This window comes from Sulfuriflexus mobilis, from assembly GCF_003967195.1.
Taxonomy (GTDB): domain Bacteria; phylum Pseudomonadota; class Gammaproteobacteria; order AKS1; family AKS1; genus Sulfuriflexus; species Sulfuriflexus mobilis.
In genome coordinates this window covers 2,301,386-2,314,268 of sequence record NZ_AP018725.1, presented here as the reverse complement: position 1 = coordinate 2,314,268, position 12,883 = coordinate 2,301,386, and the positions used below count along the sequence as shown (strand labels likewise).

The 12,883-nt window shown below is 56.7% G+C and carries 14 protein-coding genes; 6 read left to right on the top strand and 8 right to left on the bottom strand.

Annotated features, from left to right (window positions below; genetic code table 11):
* Positions 1 to 50: 50 nt before the first annotated feature.
* Complete coding sequence (locus EL386_RS11355) at positions 51 to 713, bottom strand: histidinol-phosphatase (protein WP_126456302.1); 663 nt, start codon at positions 711 to 713, stop codon at positions 51 to 53.
* Positions 714 to 856: 143 nt separating this feature from the next.
* Between EL386_RS11355 and EL386_RS11350 the strand changes: the two genes are divergently transcribed.
* Positions 857 to 1,336 (top strand): RNA pyrophosphohydrolase, encoded by a 480-nt coding sequence (locus EL386_RS11350; RefSeq protein ID WP_232020199.1) that lies wholly within the window; start codon positions 857 to 859, stop codon positions 1,334 to 1,336.
* Positions 1,337 to 1,433: 97 nt separating this feature from the next.
* On the opposite strand, the gene argA is transcribed toward EL386_RS11350, so the two are convergent.
* A complete protein-coding gene (gene argA, locus EL386_RS11345) occupies positions 1,434 to 2,759 on the bottom strand; it encodes an amino-acid N-acetyltransferase (protein WP_126456298.1) in 1,326 nt (441 codons plus the stop codon).
* A 57-nt stretch (positions 2,760 to 2,816) separates the two neighbouring features.
* Positions 2,817 to 3,830 (bottom strand): DUF4870 domain-containing protein, encoded by a 1,014-nt coding sequence (locus EL386_RS15705; RefSeq protein WP_197722073.1) that lies wholly within the window; start codon positions 3,828 to 3,830, stop codon positions 2,817 to 2,819.
* 152 nt (positions 3,831 to 3,982) lie between these two features.
* On the opposite strand from EL386_RS15705, the gene EL386_RS11335 reads away from it, so the two are divergent.
* The gene (locus tag EL386_RS11335; RefSeq protein ID WP_126456297.1) at positions 3,983 to 4,753 is read left to right on the top strand and encodes a tetratricopeptide repeat protein; all 771 of its coding nucleotides are present in this window, start codon (positions 3,983 to 3,985) and stop codon (positions 4,751 to 4,753) included.
* A gap of 18 nt (positions 4,754 to 4,771) precedes the next feature.
* On the opposite strand, the gene EL386_RS11330 is transcribed toward EL386_RS11335, so the two are convergent.
* Entirely contained in the window at positions 4,772 to 5,728 is a 957-nt protein-coding gene (locus EL386_RS11330) for a 2-hydroxyacid dehydrogenase (RefSeq protein WP_126456295.1), read from the bottom strand.
* 153 nt (positions 5,729 to 5,881) lie between these two features.
* Here EL386_RS11330 and EL386_RS11325 point away from each other — a divergent pair, with 153 nt between their 5' ends.
* Entirely contained in the window at positions 5,882 to 6,385 is a 504-nt protein-coding gene (locus EL386_RS11325; protein WP_126456293.1) for a CBS domain-containing protein, read from the top strand.
* Here the strand turns inward: EL386_RS11325 and EL386_RS11320 are convergent.
* The gene (locus EL386_RS11320) at positions 6,382 to 7,860 is read right to left on the bottom strand and encodes an AAA family ATPase (RefSeq protein WP_126456291.1); all 1,479 of its coding nucleotides are present in this window, start codon (positions 7,858 to 7,860) and stop codon (positions 6,382 to 6,384) included. The genes EL386_RS11325 and EL386_RS11320 overlap by 4 nt on opposite strands.
* A gap of 286 nt (positions 7,861 to 8,146) precedes the next feature.
* Here EL386_RS11320 and EL386_RS11315 point away from each other — a divergent pair, with 286 nt between their 5' ends.
* Both EL386_RS11315 and EL386_RS11310 read left to right on the top strand, forming a co-directional pair.
* Entirely contained in the window at positions 8,147 to 8,617 is a 471-nt protein-coding gene (locus tag EL386_RS11315) for an Rrf2 family transcriptional regulator (protein WP_126456289.1), read from the top strand.
* A 128-nt stretch (positions 8,618 to 8,745) separates the two neighbouring features.
* Complete coding sequence (locus tag EL386_RS11310) at positions 8,746 to 8,961, top strand: hypothetical protein (protein WP_126456287.1); 216 nt, start codon at positions 8,746 to 8,748, stop codon at positions 8,959 to 8,961.
* Positions 8,962 to 9,101: 140 nt separating this feature from the next.
* Here the strand turns inward: EL386_RS11310 and EL386_RS11305 are convergent, their stop codons facing one another.
* The 3 genes from EL386_RS11305 to EL386_RS11295 all read right to left on the bottom strand — a co-directional run bounded on the left by EL386_RS11305 (position 9,102) and on the right by EL386_RS11295 (position 11,006).
* Positions 9,102 to 9,968, bottom strand: coding sequence for a dienelactone hydrolase family protein (locus EL386_RS11305; protein ID WP_126456285.1), 867 nt, complete (start codon positions 9,966 to 9,968; stop codon positions 9,102 to 9,104).
* Between the two features lie 67 nt (positions 9,969 to 10,035).
* The gene (locus tag EL386_RS11300) at positions 10,036 to 10,443 is read right to left on the bottom strand and encodes a hypothetical protein (protein ID WP_126456283.1); all 408 of its coding nucleotides are present in this window, start codon (positions 10,441 to 10,443) and stop codon (positions 10,036 to 10,038) included.
* Between the two features lie 356 nt (positions 10,444 to 10,799).
* Positions 10,800 to 11,006, bottom strand: coding sequence for a YgaP family membrane protein (locus EL386_RS11295; RefSeq protein ID WP_126456281.1), 207 nt, complete (start codon positions 11,004 to 11,006; stop codon positions 10,800 to 10,802).
* 171 nt (positions 11,007 to 11,177) lie between these two features.
* Between EL386_RS11295 and ilvD the strand changes: the two genes are divergently transcribed.
* Positions 11,178 to 12,857 carry a dihydroxy-acid dehydratase gene (ilvD, locus tag EL386_RS11290; RefSeq protein WP_126456279.1) on the top strand — a complete coding sequence of 560 codons (1,680 nt, stop codon included), beginning with the start codon at positions 11,178 to 11,180 and terminating at the stop codon, positions 12,855 to 12,857.
* The last annotated feature ends 26 nt before the right edge of the window (positions 12,858 to 12,883 follow it).

Here is a 12,883-nt window from a genome sequence, read left to right as displayed (position 1 = left end):
TTGACGAAGAATGCACATTATCGCGCTATCGGCGCGGCCTGTCACCCGCATCAGGCACCGTCGTGCAGGCTGATGGTATCCCAGCCAAGCTGTTCGGCGTGTTGTTGCAGGGTATCGTCGGCATCGACGGCCACCGGGTGTGGGACCCTTTCCAGCAGCGGCAGGTCATTGTGCGAGTCGGAATAGAAATAGCCGCCCTCGAGGTTGAACCCGGTCTCCTGCAACCAGCGATTCAGGCGCTCGACCTTGCCGGCACGGAAACAGGGCGTGCCGGCCACCTCGCCCGTGTAGCGGCCGCCCTGCATGGCGGGCTCGGTGGCCAGCAGGTTGTCAATACCATGGGCGGCGGCGATGGGCGCGGTCACGAAACGGTTAGTGGCGGTGATGATGAGCAGGGTATCACCGTCCTCACGGTGGCGGTCAACCAGGGCCTGGGCCTTGGGCTGCATGATCGGGCGGATTTTTTCCTCCATGAAGCGCGCATGCCAGTCGTTGAGCGTGGGCAGGTCATGCTCGGCCAGCGGCTTCAGGGAAAAGCGCAGAAATTCAAAGATATCCAGGGTGCCGGCCTTGTATTCATCATAAAAGCGCTGGTTTTCACTTTCATACCAGTCGCCATCGACGACGCCAAGCTCCACCAGAAACCGGCCCCAGAGGTAATCGCTGTCACCATTGAGCAGGGTGTTGTCCAAATCAAAAATCGCCAGTGCCACGCCAGGTCTCCAGACATTTTCAGCACCACAGGGTGCCTACGGTGCATTCAGGCCCGCTATTATGCCCTCATTTGCCGGATATGGGGCATTCATGTGACAATGCCAGCAAGTGCCATTGGACGATTTATCGGGTAGAACGGGCTGTGATCGATACACAAGGTTTTCGCGCCAACGTAGGGATTATTCTCTGCAACCATGACAATCACCTGTTGTGGGCGCGGCGTATTGGCCAGAATGCCTGGCAATTCCCGCAGGGGGGCATCCGTGAGAACGAGAGCCCCGAGCAGGCCCTGTACCGCGAACTGCACGAAGAGGTTGGCCTGCAGCAAGAGCATGTCGAGATCGTCGGTATGACCCATGACTGGTTGCATTATCACCTGCCCAAACAACTCATCCGGCATGACCGGCAGCCGCTGTGCATCGGCCAGAAACAACGTTGGTTCCTGTTGCGACTGCTCGGTGAGGATCGTGATGTCTGCCTGGATACCTGCCAGCAACCGGAATTTGATCACTGGCGCTGGGTCGATTACTGGCATCCCCTGAATGAAGTCGTCTCTTTTAAGCGCGAGGTCTATGAAAGCGCCTTGAAGGAACTCGAGCCCTTGTTGTTTTCAAACGCCTAAGACCGTAACCGGTCAGCGGCTTTTCTTCTGTAAGACAGTAATCTTGAGGCACCAGCGACAGGTCGCGTTGCCTTTACGGCAGGGCAAGGCCCGGTCCTCAGGCTAGAGGCTTGATAAAGATCTTCGAGTTGCGCTGGTAGTTATACAGCGAGCGGCGTTTTACCGGCAAGGCATCCAGTCCGGCATGACTGAAACCGCGTTCGCGGAACCAGTGTGCGGTACGTGTGGTGAGTACGAACAACTGTTGTACGTCACGGGCGAGGGCCTCCTGTTCGATACAGGCGAGGAGGGTGTCGCCACGGCCTTCATTCCGGTAATCCGGGTGCACGGCGAGGCAGGCCAGTTCGGCAAAGTCCTTGTTCTCCGTCGGGTAGAGTGCGGCGCAGGCGATGATCAGGCCGTCGCGTTCGACCACGGTGAAGTGTTCAATCTCGGTTTCCAGGCGCTCGCGTGAACGCCGCACAAGGGTCCCTTCTGCCTCGAGCGGGCTGATCAATTCGAGTATGCCGCCGACATCATCAATGCCGGCGCGACGCGTACCCTCATAAAGGTCGTCGGTGATCAGCGTGCCGATACCGTCACGGGTAAACAGTTCCAGTAACAGGCCACCGTTAATGTGACGATCAACGAGGTGTGTGCGCTGCACGCCATGCCGGCAGGCATGAATTGCACTTTGCATGTAGTGAACGAAGTCACCGGTCAGTTTCTTTTTCCGTGCAAGAAACTGTTCAGCCTCCTTCACGGATAACTGGCGCAAGAGCTGTTTGCGCACACCCTTCGGACCATTGTCCTCGGTGAGGAAGATCAGCTTGTCGGCCTGCAACTGCACGGCCGCCGAGGTGGCAACCTCTTCGGCACTCAGGTTAAAGACCTCGCCAGTGGGCGAATACCCCAGGGGCGAGAGCAAGACGATGGCATTGTGCGCATGGTGTTGTTCAATACCACGGACATCAATGCGGCGTACCTCGCCGGTGTGCAGGTAATCGACACCATCGAGGATACCGAGTGGGCGTGCGGTAACGAGGTTACCCGAGGCAACGCGGATCCTGGCATTGGCCATCGGTGAATGGGCCAGGCCCATGGATAACAGCGCCTCGATCTCGACGCGTACGGTGGCCACCGCCTGCTTCACGCAGGGCAGGGCCTCGTCATCCGTCAGACGCAAACCATTAACGTATTCGATCTTGGCCCCGGCCTCGCGCAGACGTTGCTCGATCTGCGGACGTGCGCCGTGCACGAGCACGAGTTTCACGCCGAGGCTGTTGAGCAGGGCGAGGTCCTGTACCAGTTCGGCAAACCCTGTATCGGCCACGGCCTCGCCACCCAAGGCGATGACAAACATGCGACCACGAAAGGCATGTATGTAGGGCGAGGAATGGCGGAACCAGTCGACGAATGCTTGGTGGTTATCAGTCTTGCTCACTGCAGTTCTCCATAAGACCGGGCAATTATACCTTTATCTATACAGGTCGGCGACTGCTCAGGGAATAAACCTGATCGTCATCGGATAACGGTAATGCTGGCCCTCGTTGGCATGCATGGCGGCGATGATACTCAGGGTCAGGTGCATAACGAAGATCGCCAGCAGTAACAGGCAGCCGATAAAGATAAAACACAACACCAAGGCCAGCAGCGAATAGAGGGTGATACTGAGTTGGAAATTGAGCGATTCCCGGCCATGCCGGTCGATAAACGCGGACTTGTCCTTTTGTGTCAGCCATACCACCAGTGGGCCAATGATATGCCCGAACGGGACTCCGACCCAGGCTATGAGGGCACTCAGGTGTACGGCCATGGCCATGTTGCGGCTACTGACATCCGTCGGCGTGTCCTCGGTGGGTGCTGCAGGCATTGCGCCCTTTGCGGTCGGGGCGAGGAGGAACATGAGCAGGCCGACAATAAACAGGATCGGGCCGAGCAGGCATAAGGCAAAACCACTGATGTACCAGCCGCCAGGACTCTCGACCTGATCATAGATAATGAGCTGCACGTTACTGGCCGTGGCGGCGTAGCGGTTGTCACTACCGAGCAGGGCCTCCAGGTGAATCGCCTCGGCCGCGCCGACCCCGAAGCTGTCGAGTTGGTGTGTGACCTGCAGGCTGCCACCCTGACTATTAATGTCGGCGTTCTTTTGCGAGCGGTTGCCGCAACGGTCCCAGGCAAGATCACATTCATAGCTATGCAGGAGTTTGCCTTCAGGGTCTTTCACATCCACCCGCAAGGGAAAACGATAACGGGCCTGAAACCCCTTGCCTTCTGCTCGGTCTATTTCCTGCACCGAACGACTCGTGACCTGCATGCGTACCGCCAGGCGCACCCGTTGCCGGTTATCGACCCGGATAGCGGCGCTCTGGTAGCCCTGGTTCACCTGCAGGCGGAGGCGTCCGGCCTCGTTCTCCTGCGAGGAATGAAAGTAGGCCACGAAAAAACTCACCACCCCGCCGATAAACATGACCAGGCCGAGCAGACCCAAGAGAAAACCCGTTCTGCGCATAGCATTGTCCCAAATATGAATCTTTAACAGTTTGTAACAACTATATCCCAGAGAATCAGGAAGTTACAGGATTTCTGTGGTTAAGATTTCTGGCGTCGAGGTCGATACAGATTATACAGGAGGGTAATCCCCAGCCTGAACGACAGGAGTACATGATGCACAAGTCCCGACCGCACCGTTATATCGCCAACGTAAGCCGCGCGCCTGCTCGAGCCCTGCGCCCTGCGTTAATCCTTTCCCTGCTGGTCTTTATGACGGCCATGCTCCTTGTTACCGGCACAGAGGCCGCCATGCCCGGAGACCGGGCCATGACACATGGACAGGCGGTCGAGCAGGCCATGTTGCACCATGCGCTTTTGGCCTTCGCCCGCGAGGACTATGCCCGCGCCCATGCCCGCCTGTTGCCGCTGGCACAAAACGGTGATATCGAGGCGCAATTTTATCTGGGCAGCCTCTACGATGCCGGCGGTAACGGCATCGAGGCCAATGCGGCGATGGCGGCACACTGGTTCCAGCGCGCCGCCAGACATGGGCACGTCGATGCGCAATACAATATGGGTGTGGCCTATGCCAACGGTGACGGTGTCGTGCAGGACACCGTGAATGCCGTACGCTGGTGGCGCAGGGCCGCCAATAACGGCAGCCTCAATGCCCAGTTCAATCTCGGTATTGTTTATCTGAGGGGTGACGGCATCAGACAGGATGCCAATGAGGCCTTTTCCTGGTGGCAGATGGCTGCCAGGCAAGGTGACCCGGCGGCGCAGTTCAATCTCGGTGCCCTGTATGCGAATGGTCAGGGCGTGACAGCAGACATGCAAAAGGCCCTGATGTGGTGGCGGCGTGCCGCGGACCAGGGTTTTGCACAGGCCATTCAACTCTTACGTGAGCGGCCAGGCATGGGCGAGGTGGCCAGCCGTCGTTGAGGCCACGCGTTTTTTACCTCACACGATGCGATAACGTGGTTCGCCGTGAACAAAGGCGCGGATATTCTCGACGACTTCATCGAGCAGCCGTTGTCGCGCGGCACGACTTGCCCAGGCCACGTGCGGCGTCAGCAGCAGGCGCGGCGAATCGATAGCCAGCAAGGGGCTGTCAGGCTTTGGGGGTTCCTCGGCCAGCACGTCAATACCGGCACCGCCGATGCGGCCTTCGGCAATGGCCAGTGCCAGTGCCACCTCATCGACAATGCCACCGCGGGCGGTATTGATCAGCAAGGCGTCTTGTTTCATCAGGGCCAGTTCACCGGCACCGATCAGGTTACGGGTGTTATCGGCCAGTGGACAATGCAGGCTGACGATATCGGCCTGACCTAATAATGTAGCCAGGTCTACCCGCTCCGTTGCGGGGCCCTTGCCTCCGGGGCGTTGCGCAATGATGACGTGCATGCCAAAACACGCCGCCGTCCTGGCCACGGCCTGGCCGAGTTCACCGTAACCGATAATGCCAAGCGTCAGCCCGTTCAGTTCACGTATCGGATAGTCGAGCAGGCAGAACTGTTCACTGCGTTGCCAGTCACCACGGTCAATCGCCTGTGCGTATTCAGTGAGGCGTCGGGTCAGCGACAGGATCAGGGCAAAGGTGTGTTGTGCCACCGAGGGCGTGGCATAGCGTTCAACATTACACACGGCAATACCCGCGCGGCGGGCGGCATCAAGGTCGACATTATTGGTGCCGGTGGCGGCGATGCAAATGAGCCGCAGGGCATTGGCCGTGGTGATGGCCTGTTCGTCGAGCACCACCTTGTTCGTCACCACGACCTCGACATCACGCAGCCGTTCGGCCAGTTCATGTGGCGCCGTTACCTCGTAGTTGTACCATGTGTCAACGGCGTTATTTAGCGCCGAAAAGTCGAGGTCGTCACGGTCGAGAGAGCTTTTATCGAGAAAAATGCCCCGCATTAAATCACGCCTTTTGTTCGCAACTGGTTGATTGTTGGTTGTCGAGTAAAATTTTTTAATCAGTATACGTGGCGCATTAAATTATATGAATAGGCTTTGATGGGGAAAGTTTTATAGTGAACGCGGGTGGTGGATCATTCTCAGGAGGGGCGTATGCGAATCGGCGATATTATGAATACAGATGTGAAAACGGCCATGCCGGATTCCAGTATCCACGAGGTCGCCATCACCATGTGTTTTAACCGCATCAGCGGTATGCCGGTGGTGGATGTCAACGATGTGGTGGTGGGGGTGATCTCGGAGAAGGATATACTCCGCGCCATGTATCCGGGTGTGAATGAATACATGGAACAGGGATGCCTTAATTTTGAGACCCTGGAAGAGAGTTACACCGACGTGCTGAATTATCACGTCGCCGAACTCATGAGCGACAAGGTCTTCAGCATGACGCCCGACCTGCCGGTGCTCAAGGCCGCATCCATCATGTGCCTGAACAGTATCCGGCGCACACCGGTGAGTGACAAGGGAAGACTGGTGGGCATTGTTACCCTTGGCGATGTGCACAAGGCGGTATTTCAGCAAAGCCTTGCCAGGCGTTCCGCGAATCTGGAAAAGCTTACCTTCTCAAGACCGCTGGCGTCGGGCGGGCCACACTAGTCACTGGCAACCGTACGGTCTGCCGCCCAGCTACGCAGGCGGGCAATCGGTTCGGCCATGACCACGGAAAGTGGCCTGGTCTGTTGGAGTTCATCGAGCAGGTGCTGGTTACGGAGTGTCTGCGCTTGTGCATGTGCGGCATACAGGGCAGCGACAATGGCCTGTTCGATCTCGGCGCCGGAGAAGCCCTCGCTCTGACTGACCAGTAGCGGCAGGTCAAATTCTTCCGGCGTTATACCGCGGCGTTTCATGTGCACGGTAAAGATGGTCTGTCGTGCCTCGGTTGTTGGCAGGTCAACAAAAAAGATTTCATCAAAGCGCCCCTTGCGAACCAGTTCAGGCGGCAGACGCTCGATATCATTGGCCGTGGCAACAATGAATACAGGACTTTTCTTTTCGGCCATCCAGGTTAACAGGGTAGCGAGCATGCGCCGCGAGGTACCGCCATCGTTATCACCGACGGCAATGCCTTTTTCAATCTCGTCCATCCATAATACGCACGGTGCCATAATTTCTGCCGTCTTCAGTGCCTCGCGCAGATTGCGTTCACTCTCTCCATGATACTTGTTATACAACGCGCCGAAGTCGAGACGTAACAGGGGCACGTTCCATATCCCGGCGACCGCCTTGGCGGCAAGACTCTTGCCGCAACCCTGTACACCGAGTAGCAGGATACCCTTGGGGATATCCATGCCGGGTCTGGGCAATTCGCCATGGAATACGGCGCGGCGCTGTTCCAGCCAGGCCTTTAGCCTGGACAGGCCGCCCACATCGGAAAAGTCAGCGGTATCATATTCAAAGGCGAGCACACCATCGGTATTGAGCAGATCATATTTGGCCTTCATGACTTTGGGCAGGTCACTTTGCGTGATTGCACCATCATCAAAGATCGCGTTGCGTGCCAGGCGTCGCGCATCGCGCAGGCTTAAACCGGAAAGATTATTAATCAGGGCATCGAGTGTCTTGCGATCGGTTTGCACCTGTTTGCCGGGGTGCTTGAGTAACCACTCATCGGCCGTGTCACGGACGAGTTTTTCCAATTCTTTTTTATCAGGCAGGGCGAGTACAAAGCGGGCGCTGAATTTTTGTAACTCATCGGGCACTTCAACACCATGACTCATAAGAATGATATGCGAGTCGGTAATCGGGGCATCGAGGGCAATGTCCTTGAGCAGGCGCACATGCATGGGGGTGTCGAGGTAGGGGTGAAAGTCAGCCAGCACGTAGACGGCATTTATCTCTGCCGACTTGATATGCCGCAGTACCTGGTCGGGTTCGCTATTATGGCGTTGGGTACCCAACTGGATATCGATCCGGGCCAGGCCCTCGGTGATAGTCCACTGGAACAGCGGTCGGGCCTGCTTCACCAGCATGCGGCTGAGCATCTTCATCACCCGACGTTCCTCATGGGTCTCGATGATGATGATGGGGATGTGTGAGGTGAGCAGCAGCTCAAGGTCACGTTGCGGGTCCATAGAGTTTCATCACTGTTTTTTTTCTTACCCGGAGTCTAAACACTGTCCTGCCGGAGTTGAAGCGCATGATTGTGATAGCCTAGTCCTTTGGAGCTATAGACAGCCCGGTTGAGCCTGCATAAGCTGTTTTGTAACCCATCTATCACTATGATTTATATAGAGTAAATGCCAACGACTTGAATTACCCTATTAAAAGTGCCGTATAGTTGACCGGCTATGTCGGGAATCTTAGAATCCTTACTTATGATGTCAGAAAATATCCCCAGGTGGGAAAGGAAGGTCAGACATGAAGATTTCATCTAAGGCACGTTATGCAATCCAGTCGATGTTGCAATTGGCCCTGAGCCCCGGGGGTGCCCCCGTCACCCTGACGCAACTCACTCAGCAACAGGGTATCTCACCTTCCTATCTCGAGCAGTTACTGGCCGGCCTGCGTGGGCAGGCCCTGGTAACCGGTGTTCGGGGGCCGGGTGGTGGATATCGCCTGGCGCGCACGGCGGACAAGATATCTATTGAGGATATTATCGTCTCGGTACACGAGGAGCACGTCACCCGGCCACCCCAGTCCGGGCATGCAGACAGCCTGTACAACGAGATGTGGTGGGACCTGAGCGAACGCCTGCAGACGTTTTTAACCGGTATCAGTCTGGCCGATCTCATGGCCCGTGAGGATGTACAGCAACACCTGCATGAGCAGCGTTTGCTCAAGGGACGGCAGCCTGGTCAGTTGTCAGACCGCCAGCGTAATAGCGCCTGAAACGGTAAGCGGCATTCTCCAGTTTGTGACCCATGTCACAGTCGGTACCTGATCGGGTTCCTGTTTTCCTGGCCGGTGGCTTGTTAGATTTTCCAGGGTCATCACCAAGCAGAGACAGGAGTAGGGCAATGGCGCATAGTCAGGAAAGCCAGGGAAGTCGCGTTAACAGCGAACACACATGGGAAGACGGCATTCGTAATGAGATCAGTTACTACAGCGGCTGTCTCGATGAGATACGTGGCAGTAACGACCCGGAATACAAGGCCTTGTTTCCGATCTACGAAAGCCTGCTGGCACACCGTCAACGACAATTACAGAAACTGGTTGCCTCGCAGGCGGCGTGATAATGATTGTGAGATACCTATGGTCAATAAAAAAGGCGTCATTCCTGACGCCTTTTTTATTGATGATTAATGAACGGTGAGACCATCACCCATCACCCATCACCCATCACCCATCACCCATCACCCATCACCCAACAGGCCTATTGCAGGTTTTGTTTCATAAACCGTGATGCACGTTGAATGGCATCCTTGGCGGCCAGGTCATCGGCAAAGGTACGCACGTTGTCCGGACGGAAATCAAAGCCACGTCCGACACCGGGATAAATAATCAGGCGTACCGGGCGTTTCTTTTTCTGCAGGGAGGCCGTCGCCATTTCAATCGGGCGGCGACGCTGATATTGCTCGTCCTCGCCGATAAAGATCAGGGTCGGGATCTTCAGCTCATCGGCCTCAAGCGCATAACGGTACACCTGCATGGCCTCAGGGGCATTCGGGTCTTGAAAGTGTGGGTAGTAAGAGACATAGCAGGCCAGGTCATTGTCCTGGCGCTGGTATTTCACCGCGACCTTCAGGCTCATGTAACCGCCACGCGTATGTGAATAAACACAGGCCTGCTTGCTGCTGATATCTTTGCGCGCCATGAGGAAGTCCAGCGCCTTGTTGACATCACCTTCCACCGCATAGTCGTGTTCAATCGGGTATTTCTCGATAAAGCGACCACTGAAGACGTCTGCGGCCACCACTACAAATCCCTGTGCGGCCAGGCGTTTGACGTGTAACTGGATCAGGTCATCAAGGCCACGGCGGCCATGTTGGAAGAGTACTGCCGGGTATTTTTTATTGTCGTCCGGGCGGGCGATCATGATCGGGATCTCGATATCCTCAACACCAGGATTGATCACGCTCGACCACTCGGTTTTTACCGGGTGATTGGCCGGGACCTCAAGCTGACCGGCGTTCCACCAGGCCTCACTCCACCACCAGGGCAGTTCGGCTTGCGCCGGGAGGGGGGCAAAAAGGGCAGTGCAAAGCACTGAAACTAAAAGCGATTTCAAGGTTGTGCGCATGGCAGACATACTCATCCGGGCTAAAGTATGGGATTTTACCTGAACCGCTGGGGGATGTCAGGGTGACTCAGGCCGCCTTGATGCGTGACGATTTATTGACCAGGCTGAGCAGCTCCTGGTTATCCATTGGAAAATCAATAAAGTGCAGGCGCTTCATCCAGCTGGTGAGGACGCGGATGGCGCGTGTGTCAAAGCCGGTGGCGATGATCTGACCCTCGCTGACCTCATGCAGTTTGACCAGGGCCTTGTAGATCTGGTTGACGTGATTGCCGAGGGCATGGATATTTGCGGCGATAAGTTCGGGCTGTTGGTCACGGATAAAGTCCAGGGCTTGCCTATCGTAATGGGCGGTGAGCAGGGCGACATCCTTATGCTGAAGAATAATCTTGCGCAGCAGGCGGGTATTAATGGCCTCATTCTCAATGTAGAACAGGGTCTTGACGCTGCCTGGCTCGTACGGTTGCTGAAAGTCCATTGTCATCACATCCTTACAAAATAATGGTGTCCTTAGGTATTAATATTGTCGGCCGCAACCGCACTAATCTGTAGGCGGTTATTGTTAAGGAATGTTTCGCATGACCGAGTGCCGCACTCAGCTATTATCCAACAATATTATTAAGGAGATAGGGCTCAGACGTGCCGTTGTGTGCGTAAGTCAATGAGTAGGCTAAAAATTTCCAGGGAGAGGATCCAGAACAGGGTATGGCACGTCATGTTGTGCGAATACTGCGGAGGTTGTCATGATGGCCGCCGTCGGCGATGACCTTTAAGCCAAGCGGGCCGATATGGCGGTGGCCGCCGTGGGTGGCCACCGCATAGCGAAAGGTGTGTCTAGTCGAAGGCGTTGCCGGGCTTGGCGCCGCAGAACTTCTTCAGGATCATGGCCAGCGGGCAGAAGCGGGTGAAACCGGCCTGTAGCAGGTTGGCGCCAACAAATACGGTCAGCCACATCCAGTTTGGGTTGTGGTAGTGGGTCAGGGCGACGCTGGCGAGGATAAAGGTACCGGCGATGACAAAAACCAGACGATCAATGCTCATAAGTATGTTTCCTTAATTCATGGTGTGTAGAAGGCTGGCAGATTGCCCCCGCCCGGTCTGCCAGGCGAGGCGTCCGGCGGGCTTTTCTGCTATCCTTTGCCGCCTGTTTCAGGTCGGTCATCCGGATAGTGTGCCGGTCTGACCGAGAAATTCCTAGTCCCGGAGATGGTAATGAGCGAAAAACTCAATAAATTCAGTTCCCGTATCACCGAGCCCAAGTCACAGGGCGCCTCACAGGCCATGCTCTACGGCACCGGCCTCGGCAAGGCCGACATGGCCAAGCCCGAGATTGGCATCGCCAGCGTCTGGTGGGAAGGTAATACCTGTAACATGCACCTGAACGACCTCGCCGCCGTGGTGAAAAAGGGTGTGGTCGAGGCCGATATGGTCGGCATGCGCTTCAATACCATTGGCGTTTCCGACGGTATCTCCATGGGCACCAGTGGCATGAGCTACTCGCTGCAATCCCGCGAGATCATCGCCGATTCCATCGAGACCGTCATGGGCGGTCAGTGGTACGACGGTCTGGTAACCATCCCCGGTTGTGACAAAAATATGCCCGGCGCGCTGATCGCCATGGGTCGCCTGAACCGCCCCGCGATCATGGTTTACGGCGGCACCATCAAACCGGGCCACCTGAAAGACCAGACCCTCGACATCGTCTCGGCCTTCCAGAGTTACGGCGAGTTTCTGGCCGGTAAAATTTCGGATGACGAGCGTCAGGGTATTGTCGAGAACGCCTGCCCGGGTGCGGGTGCCTGTGGGGGCATGTACACCGCCAACACCATGGCCTCGGCGATCGAGGCGCTGGGCATGAGCCTGCCGTACAGTTCCTCCACCCCGGCCGTCGATCAGGGCAAGCTCGACGAGTGTCTCCGTGCCGGTGCCGCCGTGCGTAACCTTCTCGAGAAAGACATCAAGCCACGCGACATCATGACCCGCGAGGCCTTCGAAAACGCCATTGTTATTATTATGGCACTCGGTGGTTCCACCAATGCGGTACTGCATATTATCGCCATGGCGCGAGCCGTTGATGTCGATGTCAGCATTGATGACTTCCAGACCGTCTCTGATCGCATCCCGTTCATTGCCGATCTGAAACCCTCCGGCAAGTACGTCATGGAAGACCTGCACAACGTCGGTGGCATTCCGGCCGTGATGAAGTACCTGCTCGAAAAGGGCCTGCTCAATGGTGACTGCCTGACCGTGACCGGCAAGACCATCGCCGAGAACCTCGCCGACCTGCCGGGCCTGACCGAGGGCCAGGACGTGATCCTGCCGCTGGAGAAGCCTATCAAGCAGACCGCGCACATTCAGATCCTGAAGGGCTCGCTGGCCCCGGGTGGTTCGGTGGCCAAGATCACCGGCAAGGAGGGCCTGCGCTTTGTTGGCCCGGCGCGTGTCTATGACTGCGAGGAAGACATGCTCAAGGGTCTCGAAGACGGCCAGATCCAGAAGGGCGATGTCATCGTCATTCGTAACGAGGGCCCGAAGGGTGGCCCCGGCATGCCGGAAATGCTCACGCCGACCTCCGCCATCATGGGCGCCGGCCTCGGCAAGGACGTGGCACTCATTACCGATGGCCGCTTCTCCGGCGGCTCGCACGGTTTCATCATCGGCCACGTTGTGCCCGAGGCACAGGAGGGCGGGCCGATAGCGTTGGTCAGAGATGGCGACGAGATCACCATCGACGCTGAAAGCCGTGTATTGGACGTCGCCGTCTCCGAACAGGAAATGGCGAAGCGCAGGGCCGAGTGGGTCATGCCGCCGTACAAGGCCACGCGTGGCACACTCTACAAGTTCATCAAAAACGTCAAGAACGCCTCCGAGGGCTGTGTGACGGACGAGTAATAACTGTTCCCTCTCCCCTGCTTGGG